Raw genomic sequence first — 17,166 nt, 5'->3', positions numbered from 1 at the left:
CGGATCCCTCCGACCGGCCATCGCCTCAATCGCAACACATTAGAACAACTTCAGGTTCCCACAAAATGACAGGGCGCATGCCTCAGGCTTCGTCCACATAGCGTCGACGCAGATGGGCCTTGAAGACGGCGGCATCGAGCGGCCGGCCTGTGGCGCGGGTGAGCAACTCGTCCTTTTCATAGAGCGAGCCGAGGCCGTGAATGTTGGCGCGCAGCCAGCCCACCAGCGGCGCAAAATCGCCCCGTGCGATGCCCGGGAGCACGTCCGGCTCGGCCCGCTTGGCGGCATCGAAGATCTGGGCGGCGGTCATGGCGCCCAAGGTATAGGTGGGGAAATAGCCCCAGCCGCCGCTCGGCCAGTGCACGTCCTGGAGGCAGCCCAGGCGGTCATTGGGCGGCACCACGCCGAGCAGGTCGCGCATTTGGGCGTTCCAGGCGGCGGGCAGCTCGGAGAGGGGCATCTCGTCGCCGATGAGCGCCTTTTCCAGCCGGTAGCGCAGGATCACATGGGCGGGATAGGTGACCTCGTCCGCATCCACCCGGATGAAGCCGCGCTCCACCTTGGTGTAGCGCCGCCACAGCGCCTCCGGCTCGAAGGCGGGGCCGGACCCGCCGAAGGCCTCGCGCATGAGCGGGGCGGCAAAGCGCAGGAATTCCTTGCTGCGGCAGGCCTGCATCTCCATCAGCAAAGACTGGCTCTCGTGCAGGCTCATGCCGCGCGCGCCGCTCACCGGCTGGTTCAGCACCGCCTGCGGGCGGCCCTGCTCGTAGAGGGCATGGCCGGTCTCATGCATCACGCCCATGAGGGCGCGGGCAAAGTCCGCCGTGTCGTAGCGCGTGGTGATGCGCACGTCATTGTCGGCGCCACCGCAGAAGGGATGGGTGGAGACATCGAGGCGCCCGCGATCGAAATCATAGCCGAGCACGCCCATCATCTTCACGCCGAGCGCCCGTTGGGCTTCCACCGGGAAGGGCCCTTCCGCCACCGGGTCGGCGGGCCGGCGGGCCTGCACGGCCAGAACTTCCTCGGTGAAGCCGGGCAGAAAGGCGGCGAGATCGGCGAACAGGGCATCAATGTCAGCCGAGCGGCCGCCGGGCTCGTAATCGTTGAGGAGCGCGTCATAGGGGGAAAGGCCGAGCTTCTCGCCCTTGGCGCGGCCGATCTCCCGCTGCAGGCGCAGCACTTCGGCCAGATGCGGCAGGAGGGCGGTAAAATCCGATTCGGCCCGCGCCGTGCGCCAGGCCATCTCGCAGACAGAGACCGCCTTGCTGGAGGCTTCCACCAGATCGGAGGGCAGCGCGGTTTCCACCGTGTGGATGCGCCGCACCTCGCGCAGATTGGCGCGCTCCCAGGGACCGAGCCCATCCGCATCGGCGCTGTCCTCGGCGGCGGCGAGCAGGTCGCCCACCTTGGGATCGGTGACGAGGCCGTGATGGAGCACGCGCAGCAAAGCGAGGCTCTCCGAGCGGGTGCCCACCGCGCCCTTCGGCATCATGGTGTCGTTGTCCCACTGGAGGATGCCGATGGCGTTGGAGAGGGCGGACGCCCGCCCGAGATGGGCGGCGAGCTCGCGATAGGCGGCCATGTTCGTTTCCTTGCCTGTTGGCGCGCAGGGTGCCGGCGCACAATGGCACCGGAGCACCGGGGCGTCGATGCCTCCTGACTATGGCGGGCCCAAGGTCAAGCCAGGGTCAGGTGAGGTCGGCCAGGTAGTGGAAGCCATTGGTGAGGCACAGGCTCACCCGCCATTCCACCGGCGTGCCTTCCAGCGACAGAGCGAGCCGGTCGATGAGGAGGGCCGGCGTGCCCTCGGGAACACCCAGATGGACGGCATCCTCGCCGGTGGCGGCCACTGCCTTGAGCTTTTCGCGGGCGCGGGCCACGGTCACGCCATAGCGGCTGGCATAGAGGCCGTAGAGATTGTTGGGAATGGGCGTGTCGCCAAGGCCGGGAAAGAGCGCGTCCGGCAAGGTGAGTGTCTCGCAGATGAGCGGGGTCTCGTCGAAGGCGCGCAGGCGGCGGATGCGCACCACCCGCGCGTTCGGCCCCAGCTCCAGCGCCGACCGCTCCGCGGCGCTGGCCTTGCCGCGGGTGAGCGAGAGGGGCCGGCTTTCGGGAAAGCGCCGCTCGCCATCATCGGCCACCAGCTTGAAGAACTGGAACAGGATGCGGTCCTCGTCGTGGCGGCCGACGAAGGTGCCGCGCCCCTGCCGGCGCACCACCAGGTTTTCCGCCGCCATCTCGTCGAGCGCCTTGCGCACCGTGCCCTGGCTGACCCCCAGCTCGGCGGCGAGCTGCATCTCGCTGGGCAAGGGCTCTCCCGGCGCCCAGATGCCATCCACCATGCGGCGGATCAGGGTGTCACGCACCTGCCGGTAAAGCGGCTTGAGGGCGAGGCCCGGGGCCGGGGGCGCCGCATCCGCCGCTGTCTTTGTCGTTGTCTTCGCCACGCCGCCCGTCCGCCCAATCACATTGTAACACTGTGTATAGCCGCCGCCATCGCGGCGAGGCTAGAGCGCGATCCGCGCGGATTGGATCAATCCGTGCGGGGAAACGTCCCCTCCCCGTCGGGACAGAGACGAATGCACTCAGCCCTCCTGGAGTGACGGACGATCGAGTGTGCTCAGATCCGGTACCAGAGCCGTAAAGTCCCGCGTCCCCCGCCGCCCTGGCCTCTGCCCCGCCCCAGCACCCCGGCTGCCCGCAGGTCTTGTTCCACTCATATATCTTATATATGATAGCAAAGTTCGTCGGCCGTTCCAGCGAATTCCGCGCTCCGGCCCCTTCCCGTTCTGCATCCGCACGGACCGTCCATGCCCCATATCGTCGTCACCGAATTCATGGATGAGAGCGCGCTCGCGCCGCTGCGCGCCGCCTATGACCTCGTCTATGACCCCACCCTCGTGGACCGCCCGGCGGATCTCGCCGCCTTGGTGCCGCAGGCGCGCGCGCTGATCGTGCGCAACCGGACCCAGGTCCGCGGCGCGCTGCTGGCAGCGGCGGGCAAGCTGGAAGTGGTGGGGCGGCTCGGGGTCGGCCTCGACAATATCGATGTGGACGCCTGCCGCGCCCGCAACATCAAGGTGTGCCCGGCCACCGGCGCCAATGACCTTTGCGTCGCCGAATATGTGATCTGCGGCGTGCTGATGTTGCTGCGCGGCGCCTATTTCGCCACCGCCGAGGTGGCCGATGGCGGCTGGCCGCGCAACCGCCTCATGGGGCGCGAGGCGAGCGGGCGCACGCTCGGCCTCGTCGGCTTCGGCGCCATCGCCCGGGAGGTGGCCCGCCGCGCGGTGGCCCTGGGCATGCAGGTGGTGGCCTATGATCCCTTCCTGCCCGCCGACCATCCCGCCTTCGCCGAGCATCAGGCGCGCCCCGTCTCCCTCGACGCGCTGCTGGCTGAAAGCGACGCGGTGAGCCTGCATGTGCCGCTTACCGATGCCACGCGCGGCCTCATCGGCACGGAGGCGCTCGCCCGCATGCGCGCCGACGCGGTGCTCATCAATGCCGCCCGTGGCGGCGTGGTGGACGAGACGGCGCTGGCCTTGGCGCTTACGGAAAAGCGCCTGGGCGGCGCCATGCTGGACGTGTTCGACCGCGAGCCGCTGCCCGGTGGCGGCCCGCTGGTGGGGGTGCCGAACCTCATCCTCACGCCGCACATTGCGGGCGTGACCGAGGAATCCAACGTGCGCGTCAGCGCGGTCATCGCCCGCGATGTCGCCCGCGCGCTGGAGGCGCCCCGCTCATGAGCGTGTCCCTGACCCTCGACGAGGCCCGCGCCCTCGCCGTCGCCGTCCTGGAAAAGGCCGGCACCAGCCCCGCCAATGCCCGCGCGGTCGCCGACGCCCTGGTGGAGGCGGAGGCAGACGGCATTGCCAGCCACGGCCTCTCGCGCCTGCCCGCTTATGCGGACCAGGTGGCCTCCGGCAAGGTGGATGGCGCCGCCGTGCCCGTCCTGACCTGGACCGCCTCCGCCGCGCTGCGGGTGGATGCGGCGACGGGGTTTGCCTTCCCCGCCATCGCCGCCGGCCTTGATGCGGCGGCCGAGCGGGTGGCGGAGACCGGGCTTGCCTCCGTCTCCGTGTTCCGTTCCCACCATGCGGGCGTGCTCGGCCATCATGCGGAGCGCATGGCGCAGCGGGGGCTGGCGTGCCTGGCCTTCACCAATTCGCCGTCGGCCATTGCGCCCTGGGGCGGGTCGGTGGGGATTTTCGGCACCAATCCGGTGGCCTTCGCCGTGCCACGCCTGGACGCCCCGCCGCTGGTCATCGACGCCTCGCTGAGCAAGGTGGCGCGCGGCAAGATCATGGTGGCCGCCCAGAAGGGCGAGCCGATCCCCGATGACTGGGCGCTGGACGTGAACGGCAAGCCGACCACTGACGCCAAGGCGGCGCTGGCGGGCACCATGGTGCCCATGGGCGATGCCAAGGGCGCGGCTTTGGTGCTGATGGTGGAGGTGCTGGCGGCGGCGCTGACCGGCGGACAGTTCGGCTTCGAGGCCTCCTCCTTCTTCACCGCCGACGGCCCCTCGCCCGCCATCGGCCATCTCTTCCTCGTGATGGACCCGGTGCGCCTTGGCGGGCCCGAGGCCCTGGCGCGGCTGGAGGTGCTGCTTTCTGCCATCCTGGCGCAGGAGGGCACGCGCCTGCCCGGCGACCGCCGCCTCGGCCTGCGCCGCACGGCGGACGCGCAGGGCATCACCGTGCCGGATGCGCTGGCGGCCGATCTGCGGGCGCGCGCGAGCGCCTGATGTATCGCGGGTCGGCGGTGTCCCCGCCGGTCCGCCATTTTCGCGTCACCTTGCGGTTCGCCTCATCTGAGACTATTTTTGGTCTCGAATGAACCGGAGGTGGATCGTGACCGCCCATTTGCAGGGCGCCCAGACGGCGGCGCAGACGGTGACGCAGGTGCTGGGCCTGCCCGCCCGCGAAGCGCAGGTGCCCTCGCCCTTCGACCTGATGGCGAAGATCGAAGTGGGCCTCCCCTTGCGGGCGCTGGAGCGCATGGCGGCTTTGCTGGCGCCGGGCGATGCGCAGTTCAAGTATCGCCTGGTGCCCAAGGCCACCTATGAGCGCCGCAAGGCCTCCCACCGCCTCAATGCGGAGGAGGGCACGCGCCTGGCGCGCCTTGCGCGGGTGTGGGGGCTGGCGCTGGATGTGTGGCGGGACGAAAAGGAGGCGCGGGGCTTCCTCTTCCGCGCCCATGCCATGCTGGAGGACGAGCGGCCCATCGACCTCGTCATCCGCAGCGAGATCGGCGCCGAGCTGGTGCTGGAGCTTCTGGGCCGGCTGAAATACGGCACCGCCGCGTGAGCGGGCAGATTCTGGACCGGACGCTGACCTGCTACCGCATCGGCGATCCCGACGGCGCCTTTCCCATCTTCGACGCCACCGGCTCGACGCTTGCCCCCGGCCGCTGGAACACGCCGGGCAGCCCGCTCATCTATGCGGCCGAGCATTATTCCACCGCGCTCTTGGAAAAGCTGGTCCATGGCAGTGGCCGCCTGCCGCCCAACCAGCATTTCATCACCATCACCGTGCCGCGCGGCGTGAGCTACGAAGTGTTCTCGGAGCCGGCGAATCCCGGATGGGATGCCTTGCCCTCGGGTGTTGCGAAACGGTTCGGCGAGCGCTGGTGCCAGGAGCGGCGCAGCGCCATCCTGCTTGTGCCTTCCATGGTGGCGCGGCTCGACGCCAACATCCTCATCAATCCGGCCCATCCCGAATTCCATCTCATCACGGCGAGCCTCCACCAGCCGGTCTATTGGGACCGGCGGCTATTCGGTGGCTGAAGCGCGAAACAAAAAAGGGCGCCGGCCGGGATGGCCGACGCCCCTTGTCTGACGGGATCGTGGATCAGGCGCTGCGATAGAGCTTGGTCATCACGAACTCGCGGTGGCCAAGGCTCTCGGCGGCCGTGAGGCGGCCATTGGCGGTGCGGATGATCATGTCGATCAGCGCGTCGCCCGCCTGGGGGATGGTCATGTCGCGGCGGAGCACGCCGGACACGTCCACGTCGATATGCTCGCCCATGGTGCGGATGGTGCGCGGATTGCCGGAGATCTTGATCACCGGAACGATGGGATTGCCGATCACATTGCCCTGCCCGGTGGGGAAGGTGTGAACCACATAGCCCGCCGCCGCCATCAAGGTCACGCACTCAGCCGCGGCCGAGGAGGTGTCCATGTAATAGAGGCCCGGACCCTTCGCGGGGGCCTCGGCGGGCTCCAGCGCGTCGATATATTTGCACTCCCGGCCGATCTTCTCGAGATTGCCGAGGGCCTTTTCCTCGATGGTGGTGAGGCCGCCGGCAATGTTGCCCTTGGTGGGCTGGCTGTCGGACAGATCGTCGGTCTTGTGGGCCTCGATCACGTCCTCCTGGTAGGCCTTCCACATCTTGTACCACTTTTCGGCGATTTCCGGGGTCGCCGCACGCTCCTTGCACAGGTGCTCGGCACCGGTGATCTCGGAGGTCTCGCCGAACACGCCATAGATGCCGTGCGGGATCAGCTTGTCATACATGTTGCCCACGGTGGGGCAGGAGGAGAGGCCCGTGGTGGTGTCGCTCTCGCCGCACTTGGTGGAGACCCACAGCTCGGAGATGGAGCAGGTCTCGCGCGGCAGTTCGGTGGCCCACTGCACGAACTTCTTGGCCTGGTAGGAGGCCTTGGCGATGGTGGCGATGTCGCCGTTCAGCTCGATGCCGAAGCCCACCACCGGCTTGCCGGTCTTTGCGATGCCTTCGACCACGCGATTGGTCCACTGGTCCTCAATGCCGATCACCACCACGGCGGCCACATTGGGGTTGGAGCCGATGCCGATGAGGGTGCGGAAGTGGATTTCCAGGTCTTCGCCGAACTGGAGCCGGCCATAAGCGTGGGGAAGGGCCATGGTGCCCTTCACATTGTTGGCCACCGCCTCGCAGGCGGCATTGGACAGGTCGTCCAGGGGCAGGATCACCACATGGTTGCGCACGCCGACACGGCCATTCTCGCGGCGCCAGCCGGAGAAGGTCGCATTCTTGTAATCGGCGGAGGCGAGGGTGGTGGGCGTGGCCTTGGTCACGAACTGGTCGGGGGCGCCGCCATTGAAGGGGTTCGGCGCGGTCTGGGCATGGAACATTTCGGACATGGCGGCCTCACCAGCGCTTGGTCTTGGCGTTATGAACGTGGACATGCTCGCCGGTGGCGATGTCTGCCTTGGCGATGCCGATGTCCTGGCCGTACTTCCAGATGGTGTCGCCGGCCTTGATGTCGGTGAGCGCCACCTTGTGGCCGATGGGAACATCCATCTTGGCGGTCAGGTGGAACGCCGAATTGTCGTGGGTGACCACGCACAGCATGTCGGTGCCGGCCTTCAGGCCCTCCACCACGACCACGCCGACGGTGTCCTTCTTTTCGTGAACCAACAGTTGCGGCGCACTCACGCTTGCCTCCTCAGTCTCCAGGGCCGGGCCGGTCTTTGAGGCCGCGCCCCGACGCATGTTCCCGCGGATCGCCGGATGGACGAACCAGTTGCGAACCGTGAAGTCTTCTATAAGATATAGGACATAGGAGTCAATGCGGCTCGCAAAATTGTCGAGCCGGGGAGACACCGGCCGCCCCCTCCGGGGCGGTGGGGTCGGGGTGGAAAACGACGGTGCCAGAAGGGCTTCGGCCCGTCCGGCGGCCGTCCGTCTCCTTGCCTTGCCCCCGAGCGCAAACCGGACGCGCCCGCATCAGACGGGGCGCCGGCAGGGATGGACGTTCAGGGAGAAAAGACGATGAAGTCAGTGTTGAGGACCCTTGCGGCCGGCCTCATGGGGCTGGTCATGGCCGGTGGCGCGGCGCAGGCGGAGACATTCCCGAGCCGCACCATCACCATGGTCGTGCCCTTCGCCGCCGGCGGTCCGAGCGATGCCATCGCCCGCCTGCTGGCCCAATCCATGTCCGGCACGCTCGGCCAGCAGGTGATCGTGGAGAACATCGCCGGCGCGGGCGGCACCACGGCCGCCGGGCGCGTCGCCAAGTCGACGCCGGACGGCTACACCATGCTCATCCACCATGTGGCGCTCGCGGCCTCGGCGGCGCTCTATCGCAGCCTGCCCTATGACACGCTGGGCGCGTTCGAGACCGTCGGCCTCGTCAATTACGGGCCGATGGTGGTGCTCTCCAAGAAGGACTATCCCGCCAACACGGCGGTGGAGCTGCTCGCCAGGCTCAAGGCGGAGGGCAGCAAGACCACCATCGCCCATGCGGGCGTGGGCTCCAACGCCTATCTGTGCGGCGTGCTGCTGCAGAAGGCATTGGGCGTGCAGTTCACGGAGGTGGGCTATCGCGGCACGGGTCCGGCCATGAACGACCTGATGGGCGGGCAGGTGGACATATTGTGCGACCAGTCCACCACCGCCGTGCCGCAGGTGCTGGCGAAGTCCGTGAAGGGCTTCGCCGTTACCTCAGCCCAGCGCCTGCCGGTGCTGAAGGACCTGCCCACCCTCCAGGAAGCCGGGCTGAAGGGCTTCGACTTCATCATCTGGCACGCGCTCTATGTGCCGAAGGGCACGCCGGCCGACGTGGTGGCCAAGCTCAACGGCGCGCTCAACAAGGCGCTGGACGACGCCACCGTCCAGGCGCGCTTCGCCGATGTGGGCACGTCCGTCTTCCCCGCCGCCGAGCGCACCACGCAGGCCCACCGCAAGCGCTTCGAGGCGGAAGTGGCCACCTGGAAGGCGGCCATTCCGACGCCGGTGCAGTGAGGCGCGGGTTATCGGTCCTCTGAAAAAGGCAACGCCCGGTCCGCGCGGACCGGGCGTTTTCGTTCAGGCCGCGACCTTCAGGCCCACCTCGGGCAGCGCCGGGCGCTTGGCGAGGGCGGCGGCCATGAGAGCCTCGATCTCGGCCTTTTCCTTCTCGGGCAGTTCCAGGCGCGGCGGGCGGGTGCGCCAGGTGCCGCGGCCCATGATGTGCTCGCACAGCTTGATGCACTGGACGAGGTCCGGGCGCGCATCCAGGTGCAAGAGCGGCATGAACCACTCATAGAGCGACATGGCCTCGGCGAAGCGGCCCTGCTTGGCGAGGCGGAACAGCGTCTCGCCCTCGCGCGGGAAGGCGTTGGACATGCCGGACACCCAGCCGACCGCCCCCATGGCGATGCTCTCCACCACCACGTCGTCGAGGCCGGCGAACATGACGAAGCGGTCGCCCACCTTGTTGCGCACGTCGATGAAGCGGCGCGTGTCGCCGGAGCTTTCCTTGAAGCAGACGATGGTCTCCACATCCGCCAGCATGGCGAGGATGTCGGGGGTGACGTCGTTCTTGTAGATGGGCGGGTTGTTATAGACCATCACCGGCAAGTCGGTCGCCTTGGCGACACCCCGGAAATGGGCGGCGGTCTCGTGGGGCTTGGAGGAATAGACCAAAGCCGGCATGACCATGATGCCGTCGAGGCCGACGCGCGCGGCCTCCTTGGCGGTGTCGGCGGCAAAGGCGGTGGTGAATTCCGCGATGCCGCAGATCACCGGCACGCGGCCGGCGGCGGTGGACTTGGCGGCCTCCATGAGGGAGACCTTCTCGGCCGTGGTCAGCGAGCAATTCTCGCCGACCGTGCCGCAGATGATGAGGCCGGACACGCCGTCCTTGATGAGGGCGTCCATGACGCCGGCCGTGGCTTCCACGTCGACGGAGAGGTCCTCGCGGAACTGGGTGGTGACGGCGGGAAACACGCCTTCCCAGGTAATCTTGGGCGTCATGGCTCTTGGGGTCCTTCAGGAGATGGGAGGCGGGCGCGGCCCGCCCCCGGGTTGGGGTCAGAGGGTCGCGCCGACCTTGCGCAGTTCGGCGAGGATGGGGGCCTTGGGCAGCCAGATCTTGTCGTATTCGGCGATGATGGTCTTGGTCTCGGCATCGCCCACCTTGGCCTCGCGCATGGCGATGCCGGTGCCCTTGAACTTCTCGATGAGCACCGGCTCATTCACCACCGTCTCTTCCACCTGGGCGTCGAGGGCGGCCTTGGTGGCCTTGGTGATGAGCGCCTTGTCCTCGGCCGAAAGGCCCTGCCACACGCGGCCCGAGACCAGGGCGACGCAGGGCATGAAGATGGCGTTCATGCGCAGCATGGTCTTCGAGACCTTGTCGAAGCGCTGGTTCCAGGAGAAGTCGAGGTCCGCTTCCAGGCCGTCCACCTGCCCGTTGCTCATGGCATCGAACACCTGCGGGGTGGGGATGGGGGTCGGGGCGGCGCCGAGCAGCTGATAGAAGTCCTTGTAGGCCGGCGTCGTATTGATGCGCAGCTTCATGCCCTTGAGGTCGGAAAGGCCCTCGATGGGCTTGGCCGTGAACACCACGCGCATGGTGGTGATGCCCCAGGCGAGGCCCACCGTGCCGGTCTCGCGCGGCAGGAGGTCGAACAGGCTCATGGCCACCGGCGTCTTCACGAGCTTGGCCACCTTGGCGGTGGAATCCACGATCCAGGGCGCGTTGATGGCGGCGATGGCGGGCACGCGCGAGCCGAGCTCGGCGGTCATGATGAAGCCCATGTCGAGGGCGCCGGTCTGCATCTGCTGCAGCATGGCGCCTTCATTGCCCAGCTGGCCGGAGGGGAACACGGTGATGGAGAGGCGACCATTGGTCTCCTTCTTCAGCGTCTCGCCCACCTTGATGGCCGCCTCGTTCCAGGGATGGCCCGGAGGCGTGATGATGCCGAGGCGGAAATCCTTCGCCTGGGCCCGCGCGATGCCGGGCGCGGCGAGGGGAAGCGCGGCGCCTGCCGCTGCGGCAAGCATGAAGCGTCGACGGTCGAGGGTCATGACAGGCTCCTGGAAGGTTTTCAGGTTTGTTATTTGGTCAAGGCGGTCGACAGGACCGGGAACACGGACAACAGGACCAGCAGGCCGCAGGCGGCGAAGAAGAAGGGCAAGGTGACGATGAACATCTTTCCGGGCTTGGCCCCCGTCACCGCCGATGCCACGAAGAAGCACAGGCCGACGGGGGGCGAGAGGAAGCCCAGCACCAGGTTGATCACCACCACCACGCCGAAATGGATGGGGTCGATGTGATAGACCTCGGTGGCGATGGGCAGCAGGATCGGCACGGTCATGATGAGACCGGGCGCGCCGTCGATCACCGTGCCGATGACCAGCAGCACCACGTTGAGCAGCAGCATGAAGGTGACGGGATCGTGCGCCGCGCCCTGCACCCAGCCGGCCACTTCCTGCGGCACCTTGGCGTAGATGAGCACCCAGGTGAACACCGCCGCCGCCGCCACCAGGAACAGCACCGCCGCCGAATAGATGCCGGCGCGCAGGAACATGCCCGGCAATTGGGAGAATTTCAGCTCCTTGATCCAGTAGCGCCCCACCAGAACCGAGGCGACCGCGCCGATGACGGCGGCTTCCGTGGCATTGGCAAGCCCGGTGAGGATGGAGCCGACAATGACGAACGGGATCAGCAGGGTGGGCGCGGTCTCGATCACCACGGCGAAGCGCTGGCGCAGCGACATCTTCTCGCCGCGGGGATAATTGTAGACGAACCCCATGAGCGCGATGACGATGCAGAACAGGCCGGTCAAGAGCACGCCGGGAATGATGCCCGCCACCAGCATGTCCGAGACTGGCACCTGCGCCATCACCGAATAGATGACGAACATGATGGAGGGCGGGATGATGGGCCCCAGCATGCCCGCATAGGCGGTCAGGCCGGCGGCGAAGGTCTTGTCGTAGCCCTTCTTCTCCATCTCCGGCACCAGGATCTGGGACATGATGGCCACTTGCGCGGTGGCCGAGCCCAGGATCGAGGACACCAGCATGTTGGCGACCATGTTCACATAAGCGAGGCCCCCCTTGATGGAGCCCACGAACGCCATGGACAGATCGATGATGCGCCGGGTGATGCCGCCGCCATTCATCAGCTCGCCGATGAGGATGAAAAGCGGGATGGCGATGAGGCCGTAACTGTCGACGCCACCAAACAACTGGGTCGGAAAGGTCTGGTAGAGCAGCGGGTTGCCGGTGGCTTGGATGAACACGATGCAGGTGAGGCACAGGCACAGGCTGATGGGCAGGCCCACCAGCATGAGCGCGACGAAGGCGGCGGTGGAGATCATGTCAGCTCACCCCTTCCGCCGAGCCGAGGCTGGCTTCACGCACCGGCGGGGTGACCCATTCCAGGTCCTCCAGCAGATTGGCGAGGCCGTGCACCACCAGTGAGAGCGCGAAGATCGGCATGATCAGGCTCACCAGCCAGGTGGGCCAGCGCAGGGTCTGGGTCTGCTCGGTGTAGAGGAAATTGAAGGTCTGGGCGGCGTGCTCGCGGGCATCGAAGCCGGCCGCCGCGATGCCCACGGGGTCCATCCACACCCAGCACATGGCGGCGAGCGCGCCGCCGAAGAACACCAGGAGCGCGGTGGAGATGACCCGCGCCACCTTGGCCTGCGCAGGGGAAAGACGCTCGGTGAGCAGCGTCACCGAGAAATCGAGCCGCAGCCGGCTCATGGCGGAGGCGCCCACGAAGGTCAGCCACACCACCGTGTAGATGGAGGCCTCGTCCACCCAATAAAGCGGCAGGCCGGAATAGCGGGTCACCACGTTCAGCATGATCAGGCCGGTGAGCAGCATCATGAGCCCGGCCACCGCCTTGCGCTCCACCTTCAGCAGGGCCTCGGAGGCGCAGGTGACGAAGCGGAATGCCTCCGCCGGCCCCTGCCGTGGCTGGGTTGCTGCTGTCATTGCTCGCTCGCTGGTCAGGCCCAAAAATAGGGCTTCCGTCAGCAATGTAGATTTTATACATTTTCGACGTCAACGGCTTTTTCGCACTTTTTTCATTCCCTGGATCCCGCAATGAATCCGCGCCTGAAACACCGCACCCTGTCGGCCGCCATCGTGGATGAGCTGCGTCGCGCCATCCTGGGCGGGACCTATGCGGCGGGGACCTCCCTGCGGCAGGATGCGCTGGCGGAGGCCTATGGGGTGAGCCGCATTCCCGTGCGCGAGGCGCTGTTCCAGCTGGAGGCGGAAGGCCTTGTGCGCATGGTGCCCCAGAAGGGGGCCATCGTTTCAGAGCTGTCTCTGGACGAGATCAACGACGTGTTCGAGCTGCGCGCGATCCTGGAGCCGCGCCTGCTGGCGCGCTCGGCGGACGCTTTCACGGATGGGGATTTCGCGAAGCTGGATGACATCCAGGCCCGCTTCGTCGCCGCCACCACGGCCCGTGATGTCAGCAGTTTCGGCGTGCTGAACGCGGAATTCCACCTCGCCCTCTATGCCCATGCGGTGCTGCCCCGCACCCAGGGCATCGTCGTCTCCCTGCTCCAGACCTCGGACCGCTACACCCGCGTGCAATTGTCCAGCCGGGAGGCCATGGCGGTGGCGGTGCGCGAGCATGCCGAACTCATCACGCTGTGTCGGGCGCGGGATGTGGCGGGGGCGTGCGCGCTGCTCAAATCCCACATCGAGACCGTTCATGCCGACCTGCTGCGGGTGGTCTCCCGCACGGCATAGGGTGCGCGACGCTACGTCCTGGCAAAGGGTACGAGGTCAATTTCCCACAGATGGGGCCAGCATTTGCCCGTGACCATCAGGCGGCGCGTCTCGTCATTCCAGGCAATGCCGTTCAGCACCAGGGGATAGGTGAGGCGGGCGGGATCGGGGTTGAGGCCGGTGAGGTCGATCCAGGCGGTCAGCGCGCCAGTCGCGGGGTCGATCACGGCGATATAGGGCGTCTGCCAGACATTGGCGTAGACCGCGCCCTCCACATATTCCAGCTCATTGAGGAAGCCCACCGCGCCGACGGCGTCGTGCGCATAGACCTTGCGGACCTCCTTGAAAGTGGTCGGATCGCGAAAGGCCAGCGCCGACGAGCCATCGCTCATGATGAGGTGGGTGCCGTCATGGGTCAGGCCCCAGCCCTGCGCGCCGAAGGTGAAGCTGCCGGTCCGCGTGAGGGTCGAACGGTCATAAGTGAAGGCGGTGTTGGACAGATAGGTGAGCTGATAGACCCGCTCCCCCATCACCGTGACGCCCTCGCCGAACTCGGACGCCGGCAGGGCGATCTGCCGGATCACCTTGCCGCTTTCCAGGTCCCATTCCATAAGGAGCGACTGGCCATAAAGCCCCGTGCCCTCGAACATGGAGCGGCCCACCTTCACTAGGCCCTCCGTATAGGAGCTGGCATCGTGTGGATAGATCCGGGCCACCTTGAAGCCGAACACCGGGATCGCCGTCTGGTCGTGGATGCGTCCGGAGGGAAAGGCGTCGTGGCCGCCGGGGAGGGCGTCCGGGTGCTGGGCGCGCGCCGCCGGCGCGCCGCCCCCCCCACATCAAGGCGGCAGCCGCGCCCGCCAGGAAGCGGCGGCGTGTCGCCCCCATCGCTGCGCTCCCGCCTCGCCGCCCACCCCGATCCTGCATCTATGATCCCCTCCCGCCGCCCGCGCGGCCCCCGGATGGATCATCGCCAGCCGGGGGCGCCCTTGTCCATGGGGGGCGCGATCCCCTCCCGCCAATCCTCCTGCCTTGCCCTTGCCACGCGGCCAGCGTTAAGGATGCGCGGGCGCGCCCTGCGCCTCAGCGAGAACGAGCCTTGACCCTGTCCCCCCATTCTGTCGTGCCCGTTGGACCCGTCCGCTTCGGCAACCATCTGCCGCTGGCCGTGATCGCCGGCCCGTGCCAGCTGGAAAGTCGCGCCCATGCCCTGGAAGTGGCGGGCGCGCTGAAGGAGATCGCGGAGCGCCTCGGCATCGGGCTCGTCTACAAGACCTCCTTCGACAAGGCCAACCGCACCAGCGCGGGCGCGCAGCGCGGCCTCGGCCTGGAAAAATCCCTGCCCATCTTCGCCGAGATCCGCGAGAGCCTGGGCCTTCCCGTGCTCACCGACGTGCACGATGCCGCCCAGTGCGCCGATGTCGCGCAGGCGGTGGACGTGCTCCAGATCCCCGCCTTCCTGTGCCGGCAGACCGACCTCTTGCTCGCCGCCGCCGCCACCGGGCGGGTGGTGAATGTGAAGAAGGGCCAGTTCCTCGCCCCCTGGGACATGGCCAATGTGCTCGACAAGATCGTGGGCGGCGGCAATCCCAATGTGCTGCTCACCGATCGCGGCACCTCGTTCGGCTACAACACCCTGGTGTCCGATTTCCGTGGCCTGCCCATCATGGCCCGCACCGGCGCGCCGGTGATCTTCGATGCCACCCATTCGGTGCAGCAGCCGGGCGGGCAGGGCACCAGTTCCGGCGGGCAGCGGGAATTCGTGCCGGTGCTCTCCCGCGCGGCGGTGGCGGTGGGGGTGGCCGGCCTTTTCATCGAGACCCATCCCGACCCCGACCACGCCCCCTCCGACGGTCCCAATATGGTGCCGCTGAAGGAATTCGAGCCGCTGCTGCGGCAGTTGATGGCGCTGGATTCCCTGAGCAAGGCGCAGCTTTCGGGGGCCGCATGAGGCCCGTCGTCCTCATTCCCGCCCGCATGGCCTCCACCCGCCTGCCGGGCAAGCCTTTGGCGGACTTGAATGGCGAGCCCATGATCGTGGCGGTGTGGCGCCGGGCGCTCGAGGCGGATGTCGCCCCGGTCTGCGTCGCCACCGACACGCCGGAGATCGCCGAGGCCATCCGCGCCGTGGGCGGGCAGGCGGTGATGACCGCCCCCGACCATGCCTCGGGCTCCGACCGCATCTTCGAGGCGCTGGGCCGGCTCGATCCGGACGGGCGCTATGACGCCGTCATCAATGTGCAGGGCGACCTGCCCACCGTTGCCCCCGACACGCTCCGCGCCGCCGCGCTCCCGCTTGCGGATGCGGAGGTGGCCATCGGCACGGCGGTGGCCCTCATCACCCGCGCGGAGGAAAAAGAGGCCTCCAGCGTGGTGAAGATGGTGGGGTCGCCGCTGGGCGGCGGGCGCTTCCGCGCGCTCTATTTCACCCGCACCCGCGCGCCCTTCGGCGAGGGGCCGCTTTATCACCATATCGGCCTTTATGCCTGGCGCCGCGCGGCGCTGGAGCGCTTCGTGGCCTTGCCGCCCTCGGTTCTGGAGCAGCGCGAGAAGCTAGAGCAGCTGCGGGCGCTGGAGGCGGGCATGCGCATCGACGCCATGGAAGTGGCCGAGGTGCCGTTGGGCGTCGACACGCCCGAGGACCTGGAGCGGGCGCGCGAGATGCTCGCGGCCCGGGGGATCTGAATGACCGAAACCACCCATCCCCTCACCGCCCGCGACGAGGCCCGCCGCACGCTCGAACTGGAGAGCGACGGCCTCAATGCCCTGCGCGCCGCCATGGACGGCCCGCTGGGCGCGGCGGTGGAAGACACCTGTGCCGCCATCCGCGCTGCCCAGGCCAAGAATGGCCGGGTGATCGTCACCGGCATGGGCAAGTCCGGCCATGTGGCGCGCAAGATTGCCGCCACCTTGGCCTCCACGGGCACCCAGGCCTATTTCGTCCATCCGGGCGAGGCGAGCCATGGCGATCTCGGCATGATCGGCACCGAGGACCTGGTGCTGGCTCTCTCCTGGTCCGGCGAGGCGCCGGAGCTGGCGGATATCATCGTCTATACCCGTCGCTTCCAGGTGCCGCTGGTGGCGATCACGGCGCGCGCGGAAAGCGCGCTCGGCACGGCGGCCGACATCGCCCTGGTGCTGCCCGTCATGCCCGAGGCGTGCCCCAATGGCCTTGCCCCCACCACCTCCACGGTGATGCAGATGGCCATGGGCGATGCCATCGCGGTGGCGCTCCTGTCGCTGCGCGGCTTCACGGCGCAGGATTTCCGGGAATTCCATCCCGGCGGCAAGCTGGGCGCGCGGCTGCGCAAGGCGTCCGACCTGATGCATGCGGGCGAGGACGTGCCCCTGGTGCCGCTCGGCCTGCCGCTCTCCCAGGCCATCGTGGAAATGACCTCCAAGCGCTTCGGCGTGACCGGCGTGGTGGATCAGGACGGGCGCCTCGCCGGCGTCGTCACCGACGGCGACCTGCGCCGCGCCTTCCGGGCCGGCTTCGTGGACCGGCCGGTGGACGAGGTGATGACCCGCGCGCCGCGCACCGTCGGGCCGGACATGCTGGCCCAGCAGGTGCTGGCGCTCCTGAACTCCGTGTCCATCACCTCGGTCTTCGTGGTGGAGGCCGGCCGCCCGGTGGGCATCGTCCACATCCACGATCTGCTGCGCGCCGGGGTGATGTGATCCCCGGCGGCCGCTGCCTGGCGCCGCGTGTGGGCGCCG

18 protein-coding genes are annotated in these 17,166 nt (G+C 68.0%); 9 read left to right on the top strand and 9 right to left on the bottom strand.

The genetic code is table 11. The annotated features are described in order from the left end of the window. Positions 1-82 precede the first annotated feature (82 nt). Both J5J86_RS06730 and J5J86_RS06725 read right to left on the bottom strand, forming a co-directional pair. Positions 83-1,585, bottom strand: coding sequence for a carboxypeptidase M32 (locus J5J86_RS06730; RefSeq protein WP_209104088.1), 1,503 nt, complete (start codon positions 1,583-1,585; stop codon positions 83-85). Between the two features lie 106 nt (positions 1,586-1,691). Continuing rightward, positions 1,692-2,450: a GntR family transcriptional regulator gene (locus J5J86_RS06725; protein WP_247658154.1), complete on the bottom strand. Its 759-nt coding sequence runs from the start codon at positions 2,448-2,450 to the stop codon at positions 1,692-1,694. A 363-nt stretch (positions 2,451-2,813) separates the two neighbouring features. Between J5J86_RS06725 and J5J86_RS06720 the strand changes: the two genes are divergently transcribed. The 4 genes from J5J86_RS06720 to J5J86_RS06705 all read left to right on the top strand — a co-directional run bounded on the left by J5J86_RS06720 (position 2,814) and on the right by J5J86_RS06705 (position 5,791). Continuing rightward, positions 2,814-3,749, top strand: a complete 936-nt coding sequence (locus J5J86_RS06720) for a hydroxyacid dehydrogenase (RefSeq protein WP_209104087.1) — start codon at positions 2,814-2,816, stop codon at positions 3,747-3,749. Next, positions 3,746-4,750 carry an Ldh family oxidoreductase gene (locus J5J86_RS06715; RefSeq protein WP_209104086.1) on the top strand — a complete coding sequence of 335 codons (1,005 nt, stop codon included), beginning with the start codon at positions 3,746-3,748 and terminating at the stop codon, positions 4,748-4,750. The genes J5J86_RS06720 and J5J86_RS06715 overlap by 4 nt, the downstream gene beginning before the upstream one ends. A gap of 106 nt (positions 4,751-4,856) precedes the next feature. Then, the gene (locus tag J5J86_RS06710) at positions 4,857-5,312 is read left to right on the top strand and encodes an antitoxin Xre-like helix-turn-helix domain-containing protein (RefSeq protein WP_247658152.1); all 456 of its coding nucleotides are present in this window, start codon (positions 4,857-4,859) and stop codon (positions 5,310-5,312) included. Continuing rightward, a complete protein-coding gene (locus tag J5J86_RS06705; RefSeq protein ID WP_209104084.1) occupies positions 5,309-5,791 on the top strand; it encodes an RES family NAD+ phosphorylase in 483 nt (160 codons plus the stop codon). Before J5J86_RS06710 ends, J5J86_RS06705 begins: the two co-directional genes overlap by 4 nt. 64 nt (positions 5,792-5,855) lie before the next feature. On the opposite strand, the gene J5J86_RS06700 is transcribed toward J5J86_RS06705, so the two are convergent. Continuing rightward, entirely contained in the window at positions 5,856-7,130 is a 1,275-nt protein-coding gene (locus J5J86_RS06700) for a UxaA family hydrolase (RefSeq protein WP_247658150.1), read from the bottom strand. A gap of 7 nt (positions 7,131-7,137) precedes the next feature. Further along, positions 7,138-7,425: a UxaA family hydrolase gene (locus tag J5J86_RS06695; RefSeq protein WP_209104083.1), complete on the bottom strand. Its 288-nt coding sequence runs from the start codon at positions 7,423-7,425 to the stop codon at positions 7,138-7,140. Between the two features lie 336 nt (positions 7,426-7,761). On the opposite strand from J5J86_RS06695, the gene J5J86_RS06690 reads away from it, so the two are divergent. Next, complete coding sequence (locus tag J5J86_RS06690) at positions 7,762-8,733, top strand: tripartite tricarboxylate transporter substrate-binding protein (RefSeq protein ID WP_247658148.1); 972 nt, start codon at positions 7,762-7,764, stop codon at positions 8,731-8,733. Positions 8,734-8,796: 63 nt separating this feature from the next. Here J5J86_RS06690 and J5J86_RS06685 read toward each other — a convergent pair whose 3' ends face one another. The 4 genes from J5J86_RS06685 to J5J86_RS06670 are packed head-to-tail and all read right to left on the bottom strand — an operon-like array spanning position 8,797 to position 12,699. Beyond that, entirely contained in the window at positions 8,797-9,726 is a 930-nt protein-coding gene (locus J5J86_RS06685; protein WP_209104081.1) for a dihydrodipicolinate synthase family protein, read from the bottom strand. 57 nt (positions 9,727-9,783) lie between these two features. Further along, positions 9,784-10,782 carry a TRAP transporter substrate-binding protein gene (locus J5J86_RS06680; protein ID WP_209104080.1) on the bottom strand — a complete coding sequence of 333 codons (999 nt, stop codon included), beginning with the start codon at positions 10,780-10,782 and terminating at the stop codon, positions 9,784-9,786. A gap of 29 nt (positions 10,783-10,811) precedes the next feature. After that, a complete protein-coding gene (locus tag J5J86_RS06675; RefSeq protein ID WP_209104079.1) occupies positions 10,812-12,077 on the bottom strand; it encodes a TRAP transporter large permease in 1,266 nt (421 codons plus the stop codon). Position 12,078: 1 nt separating this feature from the next. Continuing rightward, complete coding sequence (locus tag J5J86_RS06670; protein WP_209104078.1) at positions 12,079-12,699, bottom strand: TRAP transporter small permease; 621 nt, start codon at positions 12,697-12,699, stop codon at positions 12,079-12,081. Positions 12,700-12,810: 111 nt separating this feature from the next. Between J5J86_RS06670 and J5J86_RS06665 the strand changes: the two genes are divergently transcribed. Next, positions 12,811-13,470: a GntR family transcriptional regulator gene (locus J5J86_RS06665; RefSeq protein WP_209104077.1), complete on the top strand. Its 660-nt coding sequence runs from the start codon at positions 12,811-12,813 to the stop codon at positions 13,468-13,470. 11 nt (positions 13,471-13,481) lie between these two features. Here the strand turns inward: J5J86_RS06665 and J5J86_RS06660 are convergent, their stop codons facing one another. After that, positions 13,482-14,180: a glutaminyl-peptide cyclotransferase gene (locus J5J86_RS06660; protein ID WP_209104076.1), complete on the bottom strand. Its 699-nt coding sequence runs from the start codon at positions 14,178-14,180 to the stop codon at positions 13,482-13,484. Positions 14,181-14,548: 368 nt separating this feature from the next. On the opposite strand from J5J86_RS06660, the gene kdsA reads away from it, so the two are divergent. Genes kdsA through J5J86_RS06645 form a run of 3 tightly spaced genes read left to right on the top strand, consistent with a single transcriptional unit; the run spans position 14,549 to position 17,127 of the window. Continuing rightward, positions 14,549-15,400 carry a 3-deoxy-8-phosphooctulonate synthase gene (kdsA, locus tag J5J86_RS06655; RefSeq protein ID WP_247658139.1) on the top strand — a complete coding sequence of 284 codons (852 nt, stop codon included), beginning with the start codon at positions 14,549-14,551 and terminating at the stop codon, positions 15,398-15,400. Beyond that, a complete protein-coding gene (locus J5J86_RS06650) occupies positions 15,397-16,134 on the top strand; it encodes a 3-deoxy-manno-octulosonate cytidylyltransferase (protein ID WP_209104075.1) in 738 nt (245 codons plus the stop codon). The genes kdsA and J5J86_RS06650 overlap by 4 nt, the downstream gene beginning before the upstream one ends. Next, positions 16,135-17,127, top strand: a complete 993-nt coding sequence (locus J5J86_RS06645; RefSeq protein WP_209104074.1) for a KpsF/GutQ family sugar-phosphate isomerase — start codon at positions 16,135-16,137, stop codon at positions 17,125-17,127. The last annotated feature ends 39 nt before the right edge of the window (positions 17,128-17,166 follow it).

The organism is Aquabacter sp. L1I39 (assembly GCF_017742835.1).
Classification (GTDB): domain Bacteria; phylum Pseudomonadota; class Alphaproteobacteria; order Rhizobiales; family Xanthobacteraceae; genus L1I39.
This window is presented reverse-complemented; position numbering and strand designations above follow the sequence as displayed.